Origin of the sequence: Pseudomonas sp. R2-60-08W (assembly GCF_003852335.1) — a bacterium.
Lineage (GTDB): Bacteria > Pseudomonadota > Gammaproteobacteria > Pseudomonadales > Pseudomonadaceae > Aquipseudomonas.
In genome coordinates, this window is the sequence record NZ_CP027731.1 from 1,328,633 (window position 1) to 1,352,454 (window position 23,822).

At 61.3% G+C, this 23,822-nt stretch carries 21 protein-coding genes; 17 read left to right on the plus strand and 4 right to left on the minus strand.

Annotated elements, in window-relative coordinates; all coding sequences use genetic code 11:
* Positions 1–5 precede the first annotated feature (5 nt).
* Complete coding sequence (locus tag C4J90_RS05950; protein ID WP_124419409.1) at positions 6–1,631, minus strand: glucan biosynthesis protein D; 1,626 nt, start codon at positions 1,629–1,631, stop codon at positions 6–8.
* A gap of 302 nt (positions 1,632–1,933) precedes the next feature.
* Here C4J90_RS05950 and C4J90_RS05955 point away from each other — a divergent pair, with 302 nt between their 5' ends.
* From C4J90_RS05955 to C4J90_RS06030, 16 genes are all read left to right on the plus strand, one after another.
* Entirely contained in the window at positions 1,934–2,641 is a 708-nt protein-coding gene (locus tag C4J90_RS05955; protein WP_124361565.1) for a tellurite resistance TerB family protein, read from the plus strand.
* Positions 2,642–2,832: 191 nt separating this feature from the next.
* Positions 2,833–4,455 (plus strand): methyl-accepting chemotaxis protein, encoded by a 1,623-nt coding sequence (locus C4J90_RS05960; protein WP_124419410.1) that lies wholly within the window; start codon positions 2,833–2,835, stop codon positions 4,453–4,455.
* Positions 4,455–4,967, plus strand: a complete 513-nt coding sequence (locus C4J90_RS05965) for a chemotaxis protein CheW (RefSeq protein WP_124361567.1) — start codon at positions 4,455–4,457, stop codon at positions 4,965–4,967. Before C4J90_RS05960 ends, C4J90_RS05965 begins: the two co-directional genes overlap by 1 nt.
* Complete coding sequence (locus C4J90_RS05970; protein ID WP_124419411.1) at positions 4,964–6,223, plus strand: protein-glutamate O-methyltransferase CheR; 1,260 nt, start codon at positions 4,964–4,966, stop codon at positions 6,221–6,223. The genes C4J90_RS05965 and C4J90_RS05970 overlap by 4 nt, the downstream gene beginning before the upstream one ends.
* Positions 6,220–6,921: a chemotaxis protein CheW gene (locus tag C4J90_RS05975; protein WP_124361569.1), complete on the plus strand. Its 702-nt coding sequence runs from the start codon at positions 6,220–6,222 to the stop codon at positions 6,919–6,921. The genes C4J90_RS05970 and C4J90_RS05975 overlap by 4 nt, the downstream gene beginning before the upstream one ends.
* Positions 6,918–9,185 carry a hybrid sensor histidine kinase/response regulator gene (locus C4J90_RS05980; RefSeq protein ID WP_124419412.1) on the plus strand — a complete coding sequence of 756 codons (2,268 nt, stop codon included), beginning with the start codon at positions 6,918–6,920 and terminating at the stop codon, positions 9,183–9,185. Before C4J90_RS05975 ends, C4J90_RS05980 begins: the two co-directional genes overlap by 4 nt.
* Positions 9,182–10,192, plus strand: a complete 1,011-nt coding sequence (locus tag C4J90_RS05985; protein WP_124419413.1) for a chemotaxis response regulator protein-glutamate methylesterase — start codon at positions 9,182–9,184, stop codon at positions 10,190–10,192. Before C4J90_RS05980 ends, C4J90_RS05985 begins: the two co-directional genes overlap by 4 nt.
* Before the next feature lie 52 nt (positions 10,193–10,244).
* Positions 10,245–11,246 (plus strand): PleD family two-component system response regulator, encoded by a 1,002-nt coding sequence (locus tag C4J90_RS05990; protein ID WP_124361572.1) that lies wholly within the window; start codon positions 10,245–10,247, stop codon positions 11,244–11,246.
* 628 nt (positions 11,247–11,874) lie between these two features.
* Positions 11,875–12,970, plus strand: a protein-coding gene (gene prfB / locus C4J90_RS05995) for a peptide chain release factor 2 (protein ID WP_100226016.1) whose coding sequence is annotated in 2 segments (ribosomal slippage) — positions 11,875–11,946 and positions 11,948–12,970 — 1,095 coding nt in all. Because the reading frame shifts where the segments join, the coding sequence is not laid out codon by codon here.
* 96 nt (positions 12,971–13,066) lie between these two features.
* Complete coding sequence (gene lysS / locus C4J90_RS06000; protein WP_124419414.1) at positions 13,067–14,569, plus strand: lysine--tRNA ligase; 1,503 nt, start codon at positions 13,067–13,069, stop codon at positions 14,567–14,569.
* Between the two features lie 110 nt (positions 14,570–14,679).
* On the plus strand, positions 14,680–15,384 hold the full coding sequence (locus C4J90_RS06005; protein ID WP_124419415.1) for a TetR/AcrR family transcriptional regulator: 705 nt from the start codon (positions 14,680–14,682) through the stop codon (positions 15,382–15,384).
* A gap of 35 nt (positions 15,385–15,419) precedes the next feature.
* Positions 15,420–16,697 carry a flavohemoglobin expression-modulating QEGLA motif protein gene (locus C4J90_RS06010; protein WP_124361575.1) on the plus strand — a complete coding sequence of 426 codons (1,278 nt, stop codon included), beginning with the start codon at positions 15,420–15,422 and terminating at the stop codon, positions 16,695–16,697.
* Between the two features lie 41 nt (positions 16,698–16,738).
* Complete coding sequence (locus C4J90_RS06015; RefSeq protein ID WP_124419416.1) at positions 16,739–17,644, plus strand: alpha/beta hydrolase; 906 nt, start codon at positions 16,739–16,741, stop codon at positions 17,642–17,644.
* A complete protein-coding gene (locus C4J90_RS06020; RefSeq protein ID WP_124366087.1) occupies positions 17,641–17,967 on the plus strand; it encodes a hypothetical protein in 327 nt (108 codons plus the stop codon). Before C4J90_RS06015 ends, C4J90_RS06020 begins: the two co-directional genes overlap by 4 nt.
* Positions 17,968–18,135: 168 nt before the next feature.
* Positions 18,136–18,501 (plus strand): hypothetical protein, encoded by a 366-nt coding sequence (locus C4J90_RS06025; protein WP_177413389.1) that lies wholly within the window; start codon positions 18,136–18,138, stop codon positions 18,499–18,501.
* A gap of 144 nt (positions 18,502–18,645) precedes the next feature.
* The gene (locus tag C4J90_RS06030) at positions 18,646–18,852 is read left to right on the plus strand and encodes a hypothetical protein (RefSeq protein ID WP_124361578.1); all 207 of its coding nucleotides are present in this window, start codon (positions 18,646–18,648) and stop codon (positions 18,850–18,852) included.
* 29 nt (positions 18,853–18,881) lie between these two features.
* Here the strand turns inward: C4J90_RS06030 and C4J90_RS06035 are convergent, their stop codons facing one another.
* From C4J90_RS06035 to C4J90_RS06045, 3 genes are all read right to left on the minus strand, one after another.
* Positions 18,882–19,667 (minus strand): OmpA family protein, encoded by a 786-nt coding sequence (locus C4J90_RS06035; protein WP_124419417.1) that lies wholly within the window; start codon positions 19,665–19,667, stop codon positions 18,882–18,884.
* A 56-nt stretch (positions 19,668–19,723) separates the two neighbouring features.
* A complete protein-coding gene (locus C4J90_RS06040) occupies positions 19,724–20,149 on the minus strand; it encodes a DUF4398 domain-containing protein (RefSeq protein ID WP_124361579.1) in 426 nt (141 codons plus the stop codon).
* A gap of 272 nt (positions 20,150–20,421) precedes the next feature.
* A complete protein-coding gene (locus C4J90_RS06045; RefSeq protein ID WP_124366088.1) occupies positions 20,422–20,766 on the minus strand; it encodes a pilin assembly protein in 345 nt (114 codons plus the stop codon).
* Between the two features lie 163 nt (positions 20,767–20,929).
* Here C4J90_RS06045 and ppc point away from each other — a divergent pair, with 163 nt between their 5' ends.
* A complete protein-coding gene (gene ppc / locus C4J90_RS06050; RefSeq protein ID WP_124419418.1) occupies positions 20,930–23,557 on the plus strand; it encodes a phosphoenolpyruvate carboxylase in 2,628 nt (875 codons plus the stop codon).
* Positions 23,558–23,822 lie beyond the last annotated feature (265 nt).

The window sequence follows — 23,822 nt, forward strand, 5'->3', positions numbered from 1 at the left end:
ATGGTTCAGGTGTATTTGCGCTTGTCCGGCGCGGGCGGGAAGTACTGATACAGCCAGGTTTCACTCAAGGTGCGGTCCTGGGTGCGGATAAACAAGCGCAGCTCTACCGGCTCCACGCTGTCGCTGGTGGGGTACCAGTCGAACAGAATGCGATAGCCCTTGATGTTATCGAGCACCAGCACGCTGAAATCTTTCACCTCGCCGTGAGAGCAGGTGACCACCGGCTCGATGCCCGTGCCGGGTGGCAAACGGTCCAGGCCGCCGCCCTTGAAGTCCACGGCAAAGCGGCGTGCCCACACCTCAGGGTAATGCTCGCCCGGGGCCCAACCTTCGGTGAATCCCCCCATGCCTGAACGGGTCGCGTCGACCTGGGCCAGCGGTGTGCTCACCGGCGGCAGGGCGCTCCAGTAGAGTTTGTAGCCGTAGTTGAGCGAATCACCGGCCGCCACCGGCTTTTTCGGGGTCCAGAAGGCCACGATGTTATCGAGGGTTTCGCCGGTGGTCGGGATTTCCAGCAGGTCGATCGAGCCCTCACCCCAAGCGGTGGTGGGTTCCACCCACAGGCTGGGGCGCTTGCTGTACCAGTCCACCGTGTCCTGGTAACTGGCGAATTCGTGGTCGGTTTGGACCAGGCCAAAACCTTTGGGATTAGTGTCGGCGAATGCGTTGAATTGCAGCTTGGCCGGGTTGTTCAGCGGGCGGCAGATCCACTCGCCGTTGCCGCGCCACATGGCCAGTCGGTCCGAGTCGTGAATTTGCGGGTGGATGGTGTCGCACATCCGCCGTTCGTGTGTGCCGCAACTGAACATGCTGGTCATTGGCGCAATCCCCAGCTGTTCGATGGCGGTGCGCGCATTGATATGTGCGTCGATGGCCATCACCACTTGATTGGCCTGGCAGTCGATATCGAAGCGATAGGCGCCGGTAGCGCTGGGCGAATCGAGCAGGGCGTAGACCACGAAGCGGGTGGCGTTCTTGTCCGGGATTTCGAACCAGAACTGCGTGAAGTCAGGGAATTCCTCACGTTTTTTCGCGTAGGTGTCAATGGCCAGTCCGCGCGCCGACAGGCCGTACTGGCCGGTGGAGTCCACGGCACGGAAGTAGCTGGCCCCGAGGAACGACAGCACGTCATGCCGGTCCAGCTCCGGCGCCTTGAACAGCTTGAAGCCGGAGAAACCCAGATCGCCGGTCAGCTGTTTAGTGTCGACCGTGGTTTTTTCATAGTTGAACAGCGAAGGGCGGAAATGCACTTCGCGGGCCTCGCGGGTGTTGGGGTCGACGCTGTGCATGCGCACCGGCGTCTTGAAACCCATGCCGACGTGGAAAAACTGCACGTCCAGTTGCCCCTTCAGTTCCTTCCACAACGAATGGTTGGCGTCATAGCCGATGGCGTTGAAATTCTGTGGGGTCATGGTCGCCAAGGTGGGCGGCAGCACCTGCCGAGTATCTTTATACGCGCTGCCAGCGAGCTGCTTGGCCTGGGCTTTGAGCGTTTCAAAATCGAATGCCACGGCCTTGCCATCGGCGGCACGGTTGCCGGCCCAGGCCTGCGCGGCCAACAGGCCACTGGCCGACAAACCGGTGTAGGCCGCAATGGCCATGGACGCTTTGAGCAAATTCCTGCGGTGCATAGAGACAACCTGTCGTGAGCGAATCCCGCGCCGTTCCTGGCACGTAACGGATCAGAAATAACGGTTCGGACATGCCTTCGGCCAAACGCAACGGACAATAAACAGACGCCGGATAGCTTAAGCGGTTCGATGCTGAAGCAAAAATCATTGATGGCGGGATGATGGCGCCGCTGTGCAACAAGACATTTCTGATATCAGGATGAGCGTTACATCTGGAAGCACTCTAGATCGGGGCTTTTTTGCACTTAGTTTTACGCTGGGGGCCTATTGGTCCTACGAACCCAAGTGTCTGGAGGCTACGCATGAATACCCGTGGATTGCTCGATCAGTTGCTCAAGTCTGGTCAGGACATGTTGCAGAACAAGGCTGGCGGCCAGCGCCCGTCAGCCGACAAAGGCGCCCTCGGTGGGCTGCTTGGCGGCGGCGGGCTCGGCAGTTTGCTCGGTGGTGCCGGCGGTGGCGCACTGGCGGCCGGCGCCATGGGCTTGCTGCTGGGCAACAAAAAAGCCCGCAAGTTCGGCGGCAAGGCCCTGACCTACGGAGGCCTGGCCGCCTTGGGGGTCATCGCCTACAAAGCCTATGGCAATTGGCAGGCGCAGCAGGCCAGCGCGCCCCAGGGTGAGCCGCAAACCATCGACCGCCTGCCGCCGGCCCAGGTCGAGCAGCACAGTCAGGGCATTCTCAAGGCGCTGGTTGCCGCCGCCAAGGCCGACGGCCACGTGGATGAGCGTGAACGCGCGTTGATCGAAGGCGAGTTCACCAAACTCGACAACGACCGCGAGCTGCAAACCTGGCTGCACGCGGAGCTGAACAAACCCCTCGACCCGGCCGACGTCGCCCGCGCCGCCAGCACGCCGGAGATGGCCGCCGAGATGTACATCGCCAGCGTGATGCTGGTGGACGAGGAAAATTTCATGGAGAAGGCCTACCTGGACGAACTGGCGCGCCAACTCAAACTTGAGCCGGGTTTGAAGGCAGAGCTGGAGAAACAGGTACGCCTCAACACATAAGCAGCGCCGTGCATCCATTTAAGTGTGGAGGGGGCAAGCCTCTCCCACATTTAAATCGAGTCTGGCTGAGTCGCCGCAATGGCGCAGCCCAATACCGGCACTGCTGCTCAAACCCCCGAAAACCATTGATTAGTAGACGCCTTCGCTCAGCTATACTCCCCTCCATTTGAATGGCCCTGCGAGGAATTACTGTGAAGAACTGGACCCTGCGCCAACGGATTTTGGCGAGCTTTGCGGTAATCATTGCGATCATGCTGCTGATGGTCGTGCTCTCGTATTCGCGGCTGCTGAAAATCGAATCCAGCGAAACCCTGGTCCGGGACGACGCCGTGCCTGGCGTGTTTTTAAGCTCGATGATTCGCAGCGCCTGGGTCGACAGCTACCTGCAAACCCAGGAGTTGGTGGGGATCCACAAGAACCAGGGCATTTCCGAGGACGACAAGCAGGATTACAAATCTTTCGAGGCGCGCCTTGAGAAGTACATGGCCGATTACGCGAAAACGATCAACTTCACTCGGGACCGCAACGAGTTCGATGCCTTCGAAAAATTCCACCAGAGCTACAACCAGACCCTCGCCAAGGTGCTCGAGGCGCAGCAGAACAACAACGGCGCCGAGGCACTCAAGCTGTTCAACGAACAACTGACGCCCGCCTGGGTCGCCGGCCGCATGAAACTCAATGACATCATCCTCGCGAATAAACAGGTCGCCGACGACGCCACCGACGCCATCGACAGTGCCGTCGAGGCCGCGAAAATCAGCATGGGCGTCTCGCTGCTGCTGGCGATTCTTGCCGCCGCGCTGTGTGGCCTGCTGCTGATGCGCGCAATCATGGCGCCGATGCAGCGCATCGTCGATATCCTCGAAACCATGCGCACCGGCGACCTGAGCAAGCGCCTGAACCTGGAGCGCAAGGACGAGTTCAACGTGGTTGAAACCGGCTTCAACGACATGATGACCGAACTGACCGCTCTGGTTTCCCAGGCACAGCGCTCGTCGGTGCAGGTCACGACCTCGGTGACCGAGATCGCCGCCACCTCCAAGCAGCAACAGGCGACCGCCACCGAAACCGCCGCCACCACCACTGAAATCGGCGCCACTTCCCGTGAAATCGCCGCGACCTCCAAGGACCTGGTGCGCACCATGATCGAAGTGTCCACCGCCGCCGACCAGGCCTCGGTCGCCGCCGGTTCCGGTCAGCAGGGCCTGGCGCGCATGGAAGAAACCATGCACTCGGTGATGGGCGCCGCCGACTTGGTCAATGCCAAGCTGGCGATCCTCAATGAAAAGGCCGGCAACATCAACCAAGTGGTAGTGACCATCGTCAAAGTGGCGGACCAGACCAACCTGCTGTCCCTCAATGCCGCCATCGAGGCCGAGAAAGCCGGTGAGTACGGGCGCGGTTTTGCGGTGGTCGCCACCGAAGTGCGCCGCCTGGCCGACCAGACCGCCGTCGCGACGTACGACATCGAGCAGATGGTGCGTGAGATCCAGTCGGCCGTATCGGCCGGCGTGATGGGCATGGACAAGTTCTCCGAAGAGGTGCGCCGAGGCATGTTCGAAGTGCAGCAGGTGGGTGAGCAATTGTCGCAAATCATCCATCAAGTGCAGGCCCTCGCGCCGCGAGTGCTGATGGTCAATGAAGGCATGCAGGCCCAGGCCACCGGTGCCGAGCAGATCAACCACGCGCTGGTGCAACTGGGCGATGCCAGCAGCCAGACCGTCGAGTCCCTGCGCCAGGCCAGTTTTGCCATCGATGAACTGAGCCAGGTTGCGGTCGGTCTGCGCAGCGGCGTGTCGCGTTTCAAAGTCTGATGAGCGACCTCGCGGCTAAACGCGGCGCCGTCCCGGCAGCGAAAAAGGCGTTGTTCCTGGTGTTCCACATCGGCAGTGAACGCTTTGCCCTCAAGGCGACGGAAGTGGTCGAGGTGCTGCCGCGCCTGCCGCTCAAACCCATCGCTCATGCACCGGTGTGGGTGGCGGGCATCTTTGCCCATCGCGGCGCGCTGGTGCCGGTCATCGACCTGAGCGCCTTGACGTTCGGCGTTGCGGCCCAAGCGCGTACCAGCACGCGGCTGGTGCTGGTCAATTATCAGCCACAGCCCTGGAGCGAAGCGCGTTGGCTGGGGCTGATTCTGGAGCAGGCTACCGACACCTTGCGTTGCGACCCCGCCGAATTCCAGCCCTATGGCCTGGATAACCGCCAGGCGCCTTACCTGGGGCCGGTGCGCGAAGATGCGCTGGGCTTGATGCAATGGATTGGCGTCGCCGAGCTGTTGACCGATGACGTGCGCGCCTTGCTGTTTTCCAGCGAGTTGAGCCTATGAGCAGTGACCCGCGCTTCTGGGCCTTCCTTAAAGAACGCATAGGCCTGGACGTCGCCTCGGTGGGTGAGGCGATTATCGAGCGCGCGGTGCGCCAGCGTTGCCAGTTGTCCCAGGCGCAGACGGCAGAAGCGTACTGGCAACTCCTGCACAGCTCCCATGATGAGCAGCAGGCGCTGATCGAAGCGGTGATCGTCCCCGAAACCTGGTTCTTCCGCTACCCCGAGTCCTTTGCAACCCTGGCCCGCCTGGCCCACGCACGGTTGGCCGAAATCAAGCAGATGCGCGCTTTGCGCATTCTCAGCCTGCCATGCTCCACTGGAGAAGAACCCTATTCGATCGCCATGGCCCTGCTTGACGCGGGCCTGGCACCGCACCAATTCAAAGTCCAGGGCATGGACGTCAGCCCGCTGTCGGTGGAGCGTGCGCGCTGCGGCGTGTACGGCAAGAACTCGTTTCGCGGCGGCGACCTTGAGTTTCGCGACCGTCACTTCACTGAAGACGGCGGTGCCTATCGCATTGCCGACCGGGTTCGCGAACAAGTACGCCTGCAAGTCGGCAACTTGCTCGACCCGGCCCTGCTGGCCAACGAGCCCACCTACGACTTTGTGTTCTGTCGCAACCTGCTGATCTACTTCGACCAGCCCACCCAAAAGCAAGTTTTCGACGTGCTCAAGGAACTGACCCACGTGGACGGCGTGCTGTTTATCGGCCCGGCCGAAGGCGGCCTGCTGGGGCGCCATGGCATGCGCTCGATTGGCGTGCCGCAGTCGTTTGCGTTCAGTCGGCATGTGGAGCCGGCTGCACCCGCCCCTGTGTTTGTACCGATGCTGGCGCCCGCGTCGCAACGCAGTCCGGCGCCGATCGCGCTCAAGCCGCGCCCGTTCAGTACGGCCGGCACCCAGGCGGTACCGGTCAAAGCGCCGCCCCCGGAGGCTGGCGAGATGCTCAACCAGATCGCCACCTTGGCCAACCAAGGCAAAAGTGCCGAGGCCCGTGCTGCCTGCGAACGTTATTTGAACAGCTATCCGCCGGCCGCCGCCGTGTTCTACTGGCTGGGCCTGCTCAGCGATGTCGCCGGCAGCGCCGTGGAGGCGCAGAGTTATTACCGCAAAGCCTTGTACCTGGAACCGCAGCATCCGCAGGCCTTGATGCACCTGGCCGCGTTGCTCGAGTCCCAGGGCGACAGTGCGGGGGCGCGCCGTTTGCAGGCGCGCGCCGCACGTAGCGAGCGAGCTGACAGTGAGTCCAAACGATGAGTAGCCCTGACGCGCTCGGCACCGCAGGCCTGGACCTGACCCTGGCCGACACCCAAGCCATTGATGACTGCTGGAACCGCATCGGCATTCATGGCGATAAATCCTGCCCCTTGCTGGCAGAGCACATCCATTGTCGCAACTGCTCGGTGTATTCCGCCGCCGCCACGCGCCTGCTCGACCGCTATGCGCTGCAGCAGGACGACCGGCCTGCGCAGGCGGCTGGCGAGCTCGATCACCAGATGGTCACCCGTTCCTTGCTGATGTTCCGCCTCGGCGAAGAGTGGCTGGGCATCGCCACCCGTTGCCTGGTGGAAGTGGCGCCGTTGCAACCGATCCACTCGCTGCCTCACCAGCGTTCCCGGGCCTTGCTGGGTGTGGCCAACGTGCGCGGGGCATTGGTGGCCTGCCTGTCGCTGGTGGAATTGCTCGGCCTGGACAGCAGCAGTACCGGCGCTACCGGCGGGCGCATCATGCCGCGCATGCTGATCATTGCCGCGCAGGATGGCCCGGTGGTCGTACCGGTGGACGAAGTGGATGGCATCCATGCCATCGATGAGCGCACCTTGAACGCCGCGTCGACCTCCGGCACCCAGGCCAGCGCGCGCTTTACCCAGGGTGTCGTGCAGTGGAAAGGTCGCAGCCTGCGCTGGCTGGACGAAGCCCAATTGCTGTCCGCCGTGACCCGGAGCCTCGCATGACCCCCGACCAGATGCGCGATGCCTCGCTGTTGGAATTGTTCAGCCTGGAAGCCGATGCGCAAACCCAGGTGCTCAGCGCAGGCTTGCTGGCCCTGGAGCGCAACCCAACCCAGGCCGACCAGCTCGAGGCCTGCATGCGCGCCGCACATTCGCTCAAAGGCGCGGCGCGGATTGTCGGTGTGGAGGCTGGCGTCAGCGTGGCCCATGTCATGGAGGATTGTCTGGTCAGTGCCCAGGAAGGCCGCTTGTACCTGCAGCCCGAACATATCGACGCGTTGCTGCAGGGTACGGATTTACTGATGCGCATCGCCACCCCGGGCAATGACGTCGGGCCTGCGGATATTGCAGCCTATGTGGCGCTGATGGAGCGCTTGCTGGACCCGTCGCAACCCAGCGCCATGCTCGCGCCGAAACCTGCGCCGGTGCCCGCGCCGGTGATCGAAGCGTCGGAACCTGAGCCGGCGCCAGCCGTGCCGAGCGAGCCGCCGCGTCAGAGCAAACCTATGACCGAAGGCGGCGAGCGCGTGCTGCGGGTCACGGCCGAGCGCTTGAACAGCCTGCTGGACCTGTCCAGCAAGTCGCTGGTGGAAACCCAGCGACTCAAGCCTTACCTCGCCAGCCTGCAGCGCCTCAAACGCATTCAAAGCAACAGCCTGCGCGCCCTGGATGTCCTGGACGGTCACCTCAAGGTCGTCGATTTGAACCTCGAGGCCCAGGAAGCCCTGGCCGATACCCGCCGTTTGTTGAGCGAAGCCCAGGCGCTGCTGGCGGAAAAAAATGCCGAGCTGGACGAGTACGCCTGGCAGGCCGGCCAGCGGGCCCAGGTGCTCTACGACACTGCGTTGGCCTGTCGCATGCGCCCATTTGCCGATGTGCTGGCCGGCCAGGCGCGCATGGTGCGCGACCTCGGTCGCAGCCTGGGCAAGCAAGTGCGCCTGGAGATCGAAGGGGAAAAAACCCAGGTCGACCGCGACGTGCTGGAAAAGCTCGAGGCGCCCCTGACGCATTTATTGCGCAATGCTGTCGATCACGGCATCGAAATGCCCGAGCAGCGGCTGCTGGCGGGCAAGCCGGCGGAAGGCTTGATTCGCCTGCGCGCGTCGCATCAAGCCGGGCTGCTGGTACTGGAGTTGAGCGATGACGGTAACGGCGTCGACCTTGAGCGCCTGCGCGGCACCATTGTCGACCGGCACCTGTCCCCCGTGGAAACCGCGCTGCGCCTGAGCGAGGAGGAACTGCTGACGTTCCTGTTCCTGCCGGGGTTCAGCTTGCGCGATAAGGTCACCGAAGTCTCCGGTCGCGGCGTTGGCCTGGATGCGGTGCAGCATATGGTGCGTCAATTGCGCGGCGCGGTGGTGCTGGAGCAGGCGGCAGGGCAGGGCAGCCGTTTTCATCTGGAGGTGCCGTTGACCTTGTCGGTGGTGCGCAGCCTGGTGGTGGAAGTCGGCGAAGAGGCGTATGCCTTCCCGCTGGCGCACATCGAACGCATGTGCGACCTGGCCCCCGAGGACATTGTGCAGCTGGAAGGTCGCCAGCATTTCTGGCACGAGGGCCGGCATGTCGGCCTGGTCGCCGCCAGTCAGCTGTTGCAGCGTCCACCGGGGCAGACCCCTTCGGAAACCTTGAAAGTGGTGGTGATCCGCGAGCGCGATGCCGTGTATGGGATTGCCGTGGAACGTTTCATCGGCGAGCGCACCCTGGTGGTGTTGCCGTTGGATGCTCGCCTGGGCAAGGTCCAGGATATTTCCGCTGGAGCCTTGCTCGACGATGGCTCGGTGGTCTTGATCGTCGACGTGGAAGACATGCTGCGTTCGGTGGACAAGTTGCTCAACACCGGCCGCCTGGAGCGCATCGCAAGGCGCAGCCAGCAGGCCAGCGAAGCGCCGCGCAAGCGCGTGCTGGTGGTGGACGACTCGCTGACCGTGCGTGAGCTGCAACGCAAGTTATTACTCAATCGCGGTTATGAAGTGGCCGTCGCGGTCGATGGCATGGATGGCTGGAACGCATTGCGCTCCGAGGATTTCGACCTGCTTATCACAGATATTGATATGCCACGCATGGACGGTATTGAATTGGTCACACTCTTGCGCCGTGACAGTCGCCTGCAATCGTTGCCGGTGATGGTGGTTTCCTACAAGGATCGTGAAGAAGACCGACGCCGTGGCCTCGACGCCGGCGCCGACTATTATTTAGCCAAAGCCAGCTTCCACGACGACGCCCTGCTCGATGCCGTGGTTGAATTGATTGGAGGCGCCCGGGCATGAGGATTGCAATCGTCAATGACATGCCGTTGGCCGTCGAGGCGTTGCGTCGCGCCTTGAGTTTCGAGCCTGCCCATGAAGTGGTGTGGGTCGCCAGCAATGGCCTGGAGGCGGTGCAGCGTTGCGCTGAGGTGATCCCGGATTTGATCCTGATGGACTTGATCATGCCGGTGATGGACGGCGTGGAAGCGACCCGCCAGATCATGGCCGACACGCCATGCCCGATCGTGATTGTCACCGTGGACCGCCAGGCCAATGTCAGCCGGGTCTTTGAAGCCATGGGCCACGGCGCGTTGGATGTGGTGGACACGCCAGCGCTGGGGGTGGGCAACCCCAAGGATGCGGCGGCGCCGTTGTTGCGCAAGATCCTCAATATTGGCTGGCTGATCGGCCAGCGCGGCAGCCGCGTGCGCGCCGAAACCGCGCCGCAGCGCAGCACCGGCAAGCGCCAAAGCCTGGTGGCCATTGGTTCGTCGGCAGGTGGCCCGGCGGCCCTGGAAGTGCTGCTCAAGGGGTTGCCGCGTGACTTTTCTGCCGCGATCGTGCTGGTGCAGCATGTGGATCAGGTGTTCGCCGCCGGAATGGCCGAGTGGTTGAGCAGTGCGTCCGGCCTGCCGGTGCGCCTGGCCCGTGAAGGGGAGCCGCCCCAAAGCGGGGTGGTCTTGCTGGCCGGTACCAACCACCATATTCGCTTGTTGAAAAATGGCACGCTAGCCTATACCGCAGAGCCGGTGAACGAAATTTACCGGCCTTCCATCGACGTGTTTTTTGAAAGTGTCGCCAGCCATTGGAACGGTGACGCCGTCGGCGTACTGCTGACCGGCATGGGGCGCGACGGGGCCCAAGGCCTCAAGTTGATGCGAGAACAAGGATATTTGACCATCGCCCAGGACCAGCACAGTTCGGCGGTGTATGGCATGCCCAAAGCGGCAGCGGCGATTGACGCCGCTGTTGAAATTCGCCCACTGGATAGAATTGCGCCCCGACTGCTGGAGGTCTTCGCAAAATGATCGAACATCTCCCGCTGTGCAGGTTTGCAGGCAGTAATTCAGGTGACTGCACATGATTGATTTACAGCTCGACGACTTCAAGACCGACGAAAACGCCGCCATGGTGCTGCTGGTCGACGACCAGGCCATGATTGGCGAAGCCGTGCGGCGCGGCCTGGCCCATGAAGAAAACATCGACTTCCACTTTTGCGCCGACCCGCACCAGGCGATCTCCCAGGCGATTCGCATCAAGCCGACGGTGATTCTGCAAGACCTGGTCATGCCCGGCCTCGACGGCCTGACCCTGGTGCGCGAATACCGCAATCACCCGGCCACGGCGAATATCCCGATCATTGTGCTCTCCACCAAAGAGGACCCGCTGATCAAGAGCGCAGCGTTTGCGGCTGGCGCCAACGATTACCTGGTCAAGCTGCCGGACAATATCGAACTGGTGGCGCGCATCCGTTATCACTCGCGCTCTTACATGACCCTGTTGCAGCGGGACGCGGCTTACCGCGCGCTGCGGGTCAGCCAGCAACAGTTGCTGGACACCAACCTGGTGCTGCAACGGCTGATGAACTCCGACGGTTTGACCGGGCTGTCCAATCGCCGTCACTTCGACGAATACCTGGAACTGGAATGGCGCCGTGCCATGCGCGACCAGACCCAACTCTCCTTGTTGATGATCGACGTGGACTTCTTCAAGACCTACAACGACAGCTTCGGTCACGTCGAAGGCGACGAAGCACTGCGCAAAGTCGCCGAAGCCATCCGCGACGCCAGCAGCCGCCCTTCGGACTTGCCGGCGCGCTACGGCGGTGAAGAGTTCGCCCTGGTGCTGCCCAACACCTCGCCGGGCGGTGCGCGGCTGGTCGCGGAAAAACTGCGCATGGCAGTGGCCGCGCTGAACATCCCGCATATCGCGCCGGCGGAAGGTTCGAGCCTGACCATCAGCATTGGCTTGTCGACCCTGACCCCGGTGCAAGGCACCGATTGCCGCCAGTTGATCATGGCGGCGGACAAGGGGTTGTACATGGCAAAGAATAATGGGCGCAATCAGGTCGGCATCGAATAACTCTAGGCCGACTCAAAGCCAAATGTGGGAGGGGGCTTGCCCCCGATGGCGGTGTGTCAGCTCAGGATAAACTGACAGACAGACTGCATCGGGGCACAGGTATCTACACAATTTTGCAGCAGCCTCCGGTAACCACGATGCGAAGCGAGCCGCTCTTGATCTTGATCTTAAGCGCCCCGTTAAACCACGCTGGCCGGAATTCGGCATTGATTTGGAGGGTAAACCGGCAGGGATGCCGGTTTAGCCGCCCCGCGCCATGGATGGCGCGTGGCGGCGGCCCTCCAAATCAATGTCGGATTACGGGCACACCGAGCCTAGGCGAGGTGCCGAGTGGTGGGGCAAGAGCCCTTTTGGTTACTTTTGGGGCTCTTTTCCAAAAGTGACCCGCCGTAAGGGCGGAACCCTAAGCCGCCGTTACCGCAGCAACGGATATGTACTCGCTCTGATCCAACATAATGGTCGGCTGCCAGGCCGCCATCGGGGGCAAGCCCCCTCCCACATTTAGATCTTCATTGGCCTTGGGATTGTGTACAAATCCGAGCCTTTTCGGCCAGGCGGGCTGCCGTTTCCAGGCGTTTGCCGTTATACTCGCCGGCTTTCAAAAGTTCGCCAACGAGTGCTGCCCGCCATGGAAATCAACCCGATCCTGAACACCATCAAGGACCTGTCCGAGCGCTCCGAAACTATTCGGGGGTATCTTTGACTACGATCAAAAGCATGAGCGCCTGACCGAAGTCAATCGCGAGCTTGAAGATCCGAGTGTCTGGAACAAACCTGAATATGCCCAGGAACTGGGCCGCGAGCGCGCTGCGCTGGCGCAGATCGTCGATACGCTCGACGAACTGAATACCGGCCTGGCCGACTGCCGTGACCTGCTGGACATGGCCGTTGAAGAAGATGACGAAGGCGCAGTGGGCGATGTCGTCGCCGAGCTGGCCCGTCTCGAGGAAAACCTCGCCAAGCTTGAATTCCGCCGCATGTTCAGCCACGAAATGGACCCGAACAACGCCTACCTGGACATCCAGGCCGGTTCCGGCGGCACCGAGGCCCAGGACTGGGCCAACATCCTGCTGCGCATGTACCTGCGCTGGGCCGACAAGCGCGGTTTCGACGCGACCATCATGGAACTGTCCGCCGGTGAAGTGGCGGGCATCAAGGGCGCCACCGTGCACATCAAGGGTGAATACGCCTTTGGCTGGCTGCGTACCGAGATCGGCGTGCACCGCCTTGTGCGCAAGAGCCCGTTCGACTCCGGCAACCGTCGCCATACCTCGTTTTCCGCTGTTTTCGTCTCGCCAGAGATTGATGACAAGGTGGAAATCGAGATCAACCCGGCCGACCTGCGTATCGACACCTACCGCTCCTCCGGTGCCGGTGGCCAGCACGTAAACACCACCGACTCGGCCGTCCGTATCACCCACGTACCGACCAACACCGTGGTCAGTTGCCAGAACGAGCGTTCCCAGCACGCGAACAAGGACACCGCCATGAAAATGTTGCGGGCCAAGTTGTACGAGCAGGAAATGCAGAAGCGCAACGCCGCTTCTCAAGCACTGGAAGACACCAAGTCGGACATCGGTTGGGGTCACCAGATCCGCTCCTATGTGCTTGATGCGTCGCGGATCAAGGATTTGCGCACTAACATCGAACGCAGCGACTGCGACAAGGTGCTCGACGGTGATATCGACGAATACCTGGAAGCCAGCCTGAAATCGGGCCTCTAAAGAACCCTGTAGGAGCGGGGGGGACGCCTAGTCCTTGCCTCGCGATCCCCAGCCGAAGGCTGGGGAAAACGTATTTGTGATGGAATTTCAAAAGACATGAGCGACCAACAACTCGACCCGCAAGCCCTGCAACAGGAAGAAAACTCCCTGATCGCCCTGCGCAAGGAAAAGCTTGCTGCCGAGCGCGCCAAGGGTAACGCCTTCCCCAACGACTTCCGCCGCGAAAACTACTGCGATGCGTTGCAGAAGCAGTACGCGGACAAGACCAAGGAAGACCTGGCAGAAGCGGCGATCCCGGTCAAGGTGGCGGGTCGCATCATGCTCAACCGTGGCTCGTTCATGGTGATCCAGGACATGACCGGGCGTATCCAGGTCTACGTCAACCGCAAGACCCTTTCCGAAGAAACCCTGGCCTCGGTGAAAACCTGGGACATGGGCGACATCATCGCAGCCGAAGGCACCCTGGCCCGTTCCGGCAAGGGCGACCTGTATGTCGAAATGACCAGCGTCCGCCTGCTGACCAAGTCGCTGCGCCCGCTGCCGGACAAGCACCACGGCCTGACCGACACCGAGCAGCGCTACCGCCAGCGCTACGTTGACCTGATCGTCAACGAAGACGTGCGCCAGACCTTCCGCGTGCGTTCGCAAGTCATCGCCCACATCCGCAGCTTCCTGATGCAGCGTGACTTCCTCGAAGTGGAAACGCCGATGCTGCAGACCATCCCCGGTGGTGCCGCAGCCAAGCCGTTCGAAACCCACCACAATGCGCTGGACCTGCCAATGTTCCTGCGTATCGCGCCGGAGCTGTACCTCAAGCGCCTGGTGGTTGGCGGTTTCGAAAAAGTCTTCGAAATCAACCGCAACTTCCGTAACGAAGGCGTCTCGACCCGACACAACCCTGAATTCACCATGTTGGAGTTCTACCAGGCCTACGCCGACTACGAAGACAACATGGACCTGACCGAAGAACTGTTCCGCGAGCTGGCGCAGCTTGTTCTTGGGACTACCGACGTGCCCTACGGCGACAAGGTCTTCCACTTCGGCGAGCCGTTCGTGCGCCTGTCGGTGTTCGACTCGATCCTCAAGTACAACCCTGAGCTGACCGCCGATGATCTGAACGACATCGACAAGGCCCGTGCCATTGCCAAGAAAGCCGGCGCCAAGGTGTTGGGCTTCGAAGGCCTGGGCAAACTGCAGGTGATGATTTTCGAAGAGCTGGTGGAGCACAAGCTGGAACAGCCGCACTTCATTACCCAGTACCCGTTCGAAGTGTCGCCGCTGGCCCGTCGCAACGATGACAACCCGAACGTCACCGACCGTTTCGAGCTGTTCATCGGTGGCCGCGAAATCGCCAACGCCTATTCCGAGCTGAACGACGCGGAAGATCAGGCCGAGCGCTTCATGGCCCAGGTGGCCGACAAGGACGCCGGCGACGACGAAGCCATGCACTACGACGCCGACTTCGTACGTGCCCTGGAATATGGCATGCCGCCAACCGCCGGTGAAGGTATCGGCATCGACCGCCTGGTGATGCTGTTGACCAACTCGCCGTCGATCCGCGATGTGATCCTGTTCCCGCACATGCGGCCACAAGCATAAAAGCAGCCGCCTTCTTAGTAAGGCGGCTTTTTTTTAACTTGGAGAAAGCTTCAAGCCGCAAGCTGCAAGCTTTCCGTGCCCGCTTTTACTTGCCGCTTGGAGCTTGAAGCTTGCAACTCTATTCCCCTTCTTCCGTTGCCGCCTCGGTGGCTGATAGCGTCCAATACCAAGGCCGCAAGGCCAGCCGCCGGGGCAGTGAACAACGCCGGCAAGACATTCTCGATGCGGCCATGCGCATCGTGGTCCGCGATGGAGTACGTGCCGTGCGCCACCGGGCCGTGGCGGCGGAGGCCGGCGTGCCGTTGTCGGCGACCACCTACTACTTCAAAGACATCGATGACCTGCTCACCGACACCTTCGCCCAATACGTCGAGCGCAGCGCTGCCTTCATGGGCAAGCTGTGGGTGCGCAACGAAGGCCTGCTGCGCGAGATGGTCGCGTACGGCGATGGCAGCCCGGCGTCGCGTTCGCAGCTGGCCGATGACATTGCGCGGCTGACCGCCGACTACGTGCAGCGCCAACTGGCCAATCGCCGCGAATACTTGATGGCCGAGCAGGCCTTTCGCCAGGAAGCCTTGTTGAATCCGCGCCTGGCCGAGCTCGTACGCTCCCACCAGCAGATCCTGTTGCAGGGTACCGGGCAGTTTTTCCAGGTATTGGGCTCGCGCGAGCCGCAACAGGATGCCAAGGTGTTGACGGCGATTATCAGTCGGATGGAATATCAGGGCCTGTTGGGCGGCGCAGAGCCTCTGACCGGTGACGAGATGCTGGAGATACTCAAGCGTTACATGCACCTGGTATTGGCTTCGGTCTGATACCAGCAAGGCCACGTTTAAAGAGGAAGCACCGGGTGGACGATTACCAGCAGACGATACGCACCTTGTCCGATCGCATTGTGCTGGCGCAAACGCCGATCCGCGTCCTCGACGCCGTGAAGTGGGACGAGAATATTCGCCAGGGCTTTCTCAAGGCCAAGGGCAAGGCCATGCCCGCCGTGGATCGCGATTACTACCTGAACCGCCCGTTGTCGTTCGACTCCAGTGCGGTCAAGCTGGAATTCCAGAACATCGAGCGCGACATCACCCGCCGCCTCGGCCAGTTCAGCCCGGTAGGGCAGATCATGCGCCGTATGTGCCGGGAGTACCGCATGGTCGTGCGTATGCTCGAAGCCCGTGGCACCGAGGATTTCGGCCTGATTTCCCAGGAACTCTACGGCGCCGCGTCCGACGCCTTCCACGCCGGTGACCCGACCCTGGCCGATCTGGGCCTGATGCTCTCGGACTATCTGAACAATATCGACGGCCGTGGCGACCTCAAGGACGAAGCCAAGACCTTGACCGCCAAGGACGCCGTCGCCTTGCTGCAAACGCGCTTGAACAAAGTGTTCGGCGAGGCCGAAGAAACCATCCGCGTGTTCGAATCCGATGGCATCGTCGCCGACGCGGCGGCGGGCGCCGACTACATCAAGATCCGCGCCGACGCGATGTTCAACGACCGTGACGTGCGCGCCCTGGAAGTGCACGAAGGCCTGGTGCATGTGGGCACCACCCTCAACGGCCAGAACCAGCCGATCTGCACGTTCCTGTCCAAGGGCCCACCCTCATCCACCGTGACCCAGGAAGGCCTGGCGATCCTGATGGAGATCATCACGTTCGCCTCCTACCCCAGCCGGCTGCGCAAACTGACCAACCGCACCCGCGCCATTCATATGGTGGAGGAGGGCGCCGACTTCCTGCAGGTGTTCGAATTCTTCCGCGAGCAAGGCTTTGAAATGGCTGAAAGCTACGGCAACGCCAGTCGCGTGTTCCGTGGCTCGGTGCCCACTGGCTTGCCGTTTACCAAGGATCTGTCCTACCTCAAGGGCTTTATCATGGTCTACAACTACATCCAGCTGGCCGTGCGCAAGGGCAAGTTGGAACAAGTGCCGTTGTTGTTCTGCGGCAAGACCACGCTTGAAGATATGCGCACCTTGCGCCAACTGGTCGATGAAGGCCTGGTAGTGCCGCCCAAATACCTGCCCGAACAGTTCCGCGACATGAACGCACTGGCGGCGTGGATGTGCTTCTCCAACTTCCTCAACCATTTGAGCCTGGACCGCATCGAGGCGGACTACTCCAATATCCTGTAAGGATGCTGGCTATTTTCAACTCACCCACGAGGCTTCAACGGATGAGAATCCTCGGCATTCTTTGCCTGCTACTCACATTGAACGGCTGCAGCTCCCTGCTGTTCTACCCGGAGCCCGGCCTGCCGTTCACGCCGCAAAAAGCCCACCTTGCGTACCGCGACGTCACCCTCACCACCGCCGACGGCGTAAATCTGCACGCCTGGTGGCTACCCGCCAAGCCCGGCGTGCCACTCAAAGGCACGGTGCTGCACCTGCACGGCAATGGCGGCAATCTGGCCTGGCACCTGGGCGGGAGTTGGTGGTTGCCGGAGCAGGGCTACCAAGTGCTGTTGCTCGACTATCGCGGCTATGGGCTCTCCGAAGGCAAGCCGTCATTGCCGGCGATTTATCAGGATGTGGACGCCGCGTTCAGTTGGCTCGATCAGGCGCCCGAAGTCCGCGGCCAGCCGCTGATCGTCCTTGGCCAGAGCCTGGGCGGTGCGTTGGCCGTGCATTATCTTGCGGCCCACCCCGAGCGCCAGTCCCGGCTCAAGGCCCTGGTATTGGATGGCGTGCCCGCCAGTTATCGTGACGTAGGACAATTTGCCCTGAGCACGTCCTGGTTAACATGGCCGTTGCAGGTCCCTCTGTCCTGGCTGGTACCCGACGCCGACAGCGCGATCAACGCCATGCCCCAACTGAGCGGCGTGCCCAAGCTGCTGTTTCACAGCCTGGATGATCCGATCGTGCCCTTGTCCAACGGTATCCGCCTGTACCAGGCGGCGCCTGCACCCAGGGTGCTGCAACTGACGCGAGGTGGGCATGTGCAGACATTTGCCGACAAGACCTGGCAAACCGTGATGCTGCGTTACCTGGATGACCCGCTGCACTTCAACGGCCTGCGTCGTCTCGGCGAAATCCCGAATTATCCCCTACCTGAAGCTGACCCATCAGAGAGCCCGCAATGAGTGAAGAGCGCAACATGATCCCGCTGATTCTCACTGGCATCGGCACCATCATCGGTACTGTCGGTTGCCTGTGGTACTACGGCTACCTGCACTTCGCCAAGCCGGAGGATGCGCTGTTGCTCAGCGATTTCACGATGCTCAAGACCGTGCCGGGTGAGGACTACAAAATCTCGTTGACCCCTGCCGCTCAAGTGGCGCAGTGCATTGATGGCGTATTGGTGATGTTCGACACCGACCAGAAAGGCCTGAGTGGCGTGCTGGTGAATAACAAAAAGCAGGCAGTGCGTTGCATGGGGCAGGAAACCCCACAACTGCAGCAGTGACAGCCGGCTTCCCCGCCGTGGGAAAGTGCCGTTATCTCTACAGATTATGGATTTGTCACCTGTCAGTCCGCCCCGCTGAGCGGAACCATCCTGACGCTCCCACCACAGATATGGACTGATTGGCGCTGCTGATCAGCCTATTTTATTCATTGGTTGGAGTGAGCGTTTATGGCGGGAATCAACGGCGTATCGGGTGGTGCAAACATGGGTGGCCTGGGCGGTGTCGGCAATGCCGGCAATCGCCAGGGGGGCTCGCAGCAGGGGCTCGACCAACAGATTCAAGATGTAAAGAATCAGCTCCAGGAGCTTAAATCCAAAGGTTCTCAGGAAAACCAGGGAAGTGGCGGTGCGGGTGGCGAAGGCTCTCCCACGGCATTGGAGGAGCTACTGAAGAAACTACTCGCCCAGAAAGCTGGCGGTGCGCAGGGTGGTCAAGGCGCACAAGATGGCCAAAGCGGAGGACAAAGCGACGGCCAAGGCCAGGGCCAGATCCAGTCTCCGCCATCGCAAGGTACAGGCTCCGTCGACTATTGATGGGTGTCTCTGGAAAACCGCCTTCATTGGCGGTTTTTCAGGTTGCATCAAGCGACCGGTTTCGTTGTTGACGCGAATACCTGGAACCGTATCGCGTCAGATGCCACAGACAGCGATGAAACTACACAAAGCGGGGCCTAGAATGTGGCGATAACCATTGCTGCAATACGCAACATGTTGGACATGGCCAGGGAGCATCAGAAGCTGGAGCGGCGAGACGCTGAGGACGATGAACTCAAGCAACTGATGGATAAGCTGTCGCAAAATGCTTATGGCCCCAAAATCGAAATGCCTGCCGACGATACTCACCGCACCATCCAGTTTGACGAACCCAAAAAAAACCCACCGTAAGGTGGGTTTTTTCATGCCGCTTAAACCAATCAGTTAGCTACGGAAGAACGTGGCTTGACCGGTTGGTTGTCGTTGGAGATGGTCACTTCAACGCGGCGGTTCATTGCACGGCCCGATACGCTGCCGTTGTCGGCAACCGGGTATTCCTTGCCGTAGCCCTGGGTCACGATGCGCGAGATATCCACGCCTTGCTGTGCCAGTGCACGTTGCACGGAAGCTGCACGGCGCTCGGACAGGCTCTGGTTGTACGAGTCGGAACCGGTGCTGTCGGTGTAGCCTTCGACGATCACTTTACGGTTCGGATTGTCGCGCAGGAACTGAGCCAGCTTGGTGATATTCACCAGGCCGCTGGACTTAAGGTCGGACTTGTTGGTGGCGAACAGCACGTCACCAAAGGTCACCAGGGTGCCGCGATCGGTTTGCTTGGCGTTCAAGCTGTCTTGCAATTGTTTGATCTGCGCGTCACGGGCGTCCAGCAGGGCGCGGGCACGTTCGTCGCCAGCGTTTTTCAGCTTGGCTTCGGACTCACGCAGAGAAATGGTGTCTTTGGCCACTTCTACACGCTGGTTGGTCAGGTAAGCCAACTGGTCGACTTTCTTCTCGTCTTCCTTGTCGCGGTAGGCCTTGTCTGCCTTGTCCAGCCACTCGCTGGCGTCTTTGGTTTCCAGCGCTGCGAGCTTGGTAGCCTGCGGGTTGGTTTGCAGGGCCGTGAAATTGGTCCGTGCGTTTTCCAGATTTGCGTTCGGCGGGGTGGAGCAGGCTGCCAAGGCAACGCTCATCGCCAACAGGGCAGGGATCATCAATTGTTTACGCATAGTCGTGTCGTCCTTTCAATTCGATATCAGGTGCGATGCAGTCAAGGGGCAGCGGCTTACTTCTGCTGGATAGCAGCCGGGCGCATGCCTTCCTTACGCAACTCGTCAACTGCTTTCTGGGAGTCCTTCACCGCTTGCTCAGCCTTGGCAGCCTGGGCTTTACGCTCAGCAACGCGAGCGTCCCACTCGGCTTGTTCAGCCAACTGACGCGCTTTGTCGTAGTTCTTGTCGTGCATGGCGATTTCGGCTTCTTTGAGCTTGTCCTGGGCCGACTTCATTTCCACGGCTGCAAACTCGGTACCGCCAGCGCTGACCGCGCTGTTAACCGCAGATTGGGTCACTGCGTATTGCTCGGTCGGCGGGTTACCGGCACAGCCAGCCAGAACGAAGCTGGTGCCGATTGCCAGCGCGGCCAATTTGAGCCCGCGCAGGTGGTTAAACGAGGATTTGGCAGTGCTGGTCTTCATCGTCTTCAACTCCATTGGATAACTCCTGAAAAATCCATCTTGGCGTTCGTTTGCGGGCCCGGCGGTTAAGCACATGACGCCAGTTCAAACGAGCGTTCCAAGTGATGGCTTACTGGCTGTGACCGGATGCTTTTTTCAAAAGTTCAGCGGAGATGGCGATTTGCCTAAAAAAATATCTGACTGAATGGTCAGCATCAGAAAATTGGAACTTTCACCCCGCGCAGCGGTACGCCGGGCCGCTGAAAGGCCCGGAATACAGGGGTTGAATCGGTTTGAATAGGGGAAGATCAGTGCTGCGGTTCGTCAGCACTCGCTGACAAATCATGCAGATAGCGGCGCGACAACGTCAGAAAACGCGGTGTGGGCCCAACGTCTTCATACAGCGGGTCGCCTTCCTCATCGGTGGCAATCACCTGCTGGCCTTTGACGTAGGGAAAGCTGGCTTCCAGCTCTTCGAGGGCGGCGCCGATCAGTTCGCCAAGCAGTTCTTCGGTGTGGCGCTTGGGGTACATTTCGGCAAGGGCGGCCAGCCGCGCGGCGGCTTCTACGTCCAGATGAATCGCGTATTGGGTTTGGGTCAGTCGACCCTTGGCGGTTTCTTCCCAATGCTGGGGCAGGTCTCGAATTTTCATGGCAACCTCAATAATGAGTGACCAGCCACCGGTGTGGATAACCCGGCGACTTAACCTTGAGACTAGCTGCAAGCCGCAAGGTTTAAAGTGTCTTGTCAGAAAGCGCCGCCGACGGCACTCTGGAACACCTGCGCGTCCCGGATTTCTGGCTGGAGATTGGCTGATGAGTGATATCGATGCACGCTTGCGTGAGGATGTTCACCTGCTGGGTGAACTGTTGGGCAACACCATTCGAGAGCAATACGGCGATGCGTTTCTCGACAAGATCGAGCAGATCCGTAAAGGCGCCAAGGCTGACCGGCGCGGCGCGGGCGCTGAGCTCAGCGCGAGCCTGAATCAGCTGCAGGAAGATGAACTGCTGCCTGTAGCGCGGGCCTTCAACCAGTTCCTCAACCTGGCCAACATTGCCGAGCAGTACCAGTTGATTCATCGGCGCGATGAATCGCAGCCGGCGCCCTTCGAGTCCCGTGTGCTGCCGGAGTTGCTGGCCCGCCTGCAACGCGAAGGCCACAGTGACGAATCCCTGGCCCGCCAATTGGCGCGGCTGGAGATCGAGTTGGTCCTCACCGCCCACCCCACCGAAGTCGCGCGCCGCACGCTGATCCAGAAATATGACGCGATTGCCGCGCAACTGGCGCTGCAGGATCACCGTGACCTCACCAGCGCCGAGCGCGAGCAGATCCGTGAACGCTTGCAACGCCTGATCGCCGAGGCGTGGCACACCGAAGAAATCCGCCGCGTCCGGCCCACGCCGGTGGATGAAGCCAAATGGGGCTTTGCGGTCATCGAGCATTCGCTGTGGCAGGCCATTCCCAATTATCTGCGCAAGGCCGATCAGGCCTTGCACGCCGCCACCGGTTTGCGTCTGCCGCTTGAGGCCGCGCCAATTCGATTTGCCTCGTGGATGGGCGGCGACCGTGACGGCAACCCGAATGTCACGGCGCCGGTCACTCGCGAAGTGCTGTTGCTGGCGCGCTGGATGGCCGCGGATTTGTATCTGCGCGATATCGATCAGCTCGCCTCCGAGCTGTCCATGCAACAGGCCAGCCCGGCGTTGCTGGCTCAGGTGGGGGACAGCGTCGAGCCTTACCGTGCCTTGCTCAAGCAACTGCGCGAACGCCTGCGCGCCACGCGCCAGTGGGCTCATTCCGCGTTGAGTGGCCCTGCACCGGCACCGGCGCAGGTGTTGCAGGACAATCGCGACCTGCTCGGTCCCTTGGAGCTGTGCTATCAGTCGCTGCATGAGTGCGGCATGGGCGTGATTGCCGATGGTCCGTTGCTCGACTGCCTGCGCCGCGCTGTCACTTTCGGCCTGTTCCTGGTCCGCCTGGATGTGCGCCAGGACTCCACGCGTCACTCGTCGGCCATGACCGAAATCACCGACTATCTGGGCCTGGGTCGCTATGAAGACTGGGATGAAGACACGCGCATCAACTTCCTGAGCAAAGAACTGACCAATCGCCGACCGCTGCTGCCGGGTTATTTCAAACCGTCGGCGGACACCGCTGAGGTGTTGAACACCTGCCGCGAAATCGCCGCTGCACCGGCCGCATCGCTGGGCTCCTATGTGATTTCCATGGCCGGCGCCGCATCGGATGTGCTGGCGGTGCAACTGCTGCTCAAAGAGTCGGGCGTACAGCGGCCAATGCGCGTCGTGCCGCTGTTCGAGACCCTGGCCGACCTGGATAACGCCGGGCCGGTGATGGAGCGGCTGTTGCAACTGCCGGGCTATCGCGCGCGGTTGCATGGCCCGCAGGAAGTGATGATCGGCTATTCGGACTCGGCCAAGGACGCCGGCACCACCGCCGCCGCTTGGGCGCAGTACCGGGCACAGGAACGGCTGGTGGATATCTGCCGCGAGCAACAAGTGGAATTGCTGTTGTTCCATGGTCGCGGGGGCACTGTCGGCCGTGGCGGTGGCCCGGCGCATGCGGCGATCCTGTCGCAGCCGCCGGGCTCGGTGGCGGGGCGGTTCCGCACCACCGAACAGGGCGAGATGATCCGCTTCAAGTTTGGCCTGCCGGATATCGCCGAACAGAACCTCAACCTCTACTTGGCGGCGGTACTCGAAGCCACGCTGTTGCCACCGCCGCCACCGGAGCCGGCCTGGCGTCATCTGATGGACGAATTGGCCGCCGACGGCGTCAGCGCCTACCGCGCGGTGGTGCGGGAAAATCCGCAATTCGTCGAGTATTTCCGCCAGTCCACGCCGGAGCAGGAGCTCGGGCGTTTGCCGCTCGGCAGTCGCCCGGCGAAGCGGCGCGCCGGCGGTATTGAAAGCCTGCGTGCGATTCCCTGGATCTTCGGCTGGACCCAGACCCGCCTGATGCTGCCCGCCTGGCTCGGCTGGGAAGCGGCATTGAGCAAAGCCCTGGAGCGCGGCGAGGGTGAATTGCTGGGGCAGATGCGCGAGCAGTGGCCGTTCTTCCGCACGCGCATTGATATGCTGGAAATGGTGCTGGCCAAGGCCGACGCCGATATCGCCCGCCTCTATGATGAGCGCCTGGTGCAGCCCGACTTGCTGCCATTGGGTGCGCACTTACGCGACCTATTGTCGCAGGCGTGTGACGTGGTGCTGGGCCTGACTGGCCAGTCGCAGCTGTTGGCCCACAGCCCGGACACCCTGGAGTTCATCCGCCTGCGTAACACCTACCTCGACCCGTTGCACCTGCTGCAGGCCGAATTGCTTGCCCGCTCGCGCCAACGCGAAGCGGCGCAAGACAGCCCTCTGGAACAGGCGCTGCTGGTGTCCGTCGCCGGTATTGCCGCCGGTTTGCGCAACACCGGTTGAGGTTTTTCGCCTGTTCTCAATGGCTTGCGAATGAGCCGCGACGACCGCCCTGAAACGGGCGGTCGTTGTTTGAGGGGGTGGGTTGCGCCCAGGCAAACCCTTTGGCTGACGCATGCCTGGCGCGGGTTTCTCCTACTTTTGGCGGCTTGTGTGGTAAGGGCCTGCTGTGTATCTTGATCAGCCTTTGGCCGTTTGATCGGCCTGGAACCACATTTCTACGAGATTGGCCCCACGCGGCGAATCCGAGCGTCATCTCTATAAAAAA

Coding starts and splice junctions, on each gene's coding strand:
- C4J90_RS05950 (WP_124419409.1), bottom strand. CDS start 1,631: ATGCACCGCAGGAATTTGCTCAAAGCGTCCATGGCCATTGCGGCCTAC.
- C4J90_RS05955 (WP_124361565.1), top strand. CDS start 1,934: ATGAATACCCGTGGATTGCTCGATCAGTTGCTCAAGTCTGGTCAGGAC.
- C4J90_RS05965 (WP_124361567.1), top strand. CDS start 4,455: ATGAGCGACCTCGCGGCTAAACGCGGCGCCGTCCCGGCAGCGAAAAAG.
- C4J90_RS05970 (WP_124419411.1), top strand. CDS start 4,964: ATGAGCAGTGACCCGCGCTTCTGGGCCTTCCTTAAAGAACGCATAGGC.
- C4J90_RS05975 (WP_124361569.1), top strand. CDS start 6,220: ATGAGTAGCCCTGACGCGCTCGGCACCGCAGGCCTGGACCTGACCCTG.
- C4J90_RS05980 (WP_124419412.1), top strand. CDS start 6,918: ATGACCCCCGACCAGATGCGCGATGCCTCGCTGTTGGAATTGTTCAGC.
- C4J90_RS05985 (WP_124419413.1), top strand. CDS start 9,182: ATGAGGATTGCAATCGTCAATGACATGCCGTTGGCCGTCGAGGCGTTG.
- C4J90_RS05990 (WP_124361572.1), top strand. CDS start 10,245: ATGATTGATTTACAGCTCGACGACTTCAAGACCGACGAAAACGCCGCC.
- lysS (WP_124419414.1), top strand. CDS start 13,067: ATGAGCGACCAACAACTCGACCCGCAAGCCCTGCAACAGGAAGAAAAC.
- C4J90_RS06015 (WP_124419416.1), top strand. CDS start 16,739: ATGAGAATCCTCGGCATTCTTTGCCTGCTACTCACATTGAACGGCTGC.
- C4J90_RS06020 (WP_124366087.1), top strand. CDS start 17,641: ATGAGTGAAGAGCGCAACATGATCCCGCTGATTCTCACTGGCATCGGC.
- C4J90_RS06025 (WP_177413389.1), top strand. CDS start 18,136: ATGGCGGGAATCAACGGCGTATCGGGTGGTGCAAACATGGGTGGCCTG.
- C4J90_RS06035 (WP_124419417.1), bottom strand. CDS start 19,667: ATGCGTAAACAATTGATGATCCCTGCCCTGTTGGCGATGAGCGTTGCC.
- C4J90_RS06040 (WP_124361579.1), bottom strand. CDS start 20,149: ATGGAGTTGAAGACGATGAAGACCAGCACTGCCAAATCCTCGTTTAAC.
- C4J90_RS06045 (WP_124366088.1), bottom strand. CDS start 20,766: ATGAAAATTCGAGACCTGCCCCAGCATTGGGAAGAAACCGCCAAGGGT.
- ppc (WP_124419418.1), top strand. CDS start 20,930: ATGAGTGATATCGATGCACGCTTGCGTGAGGATGTTCACCTGCTGGGT.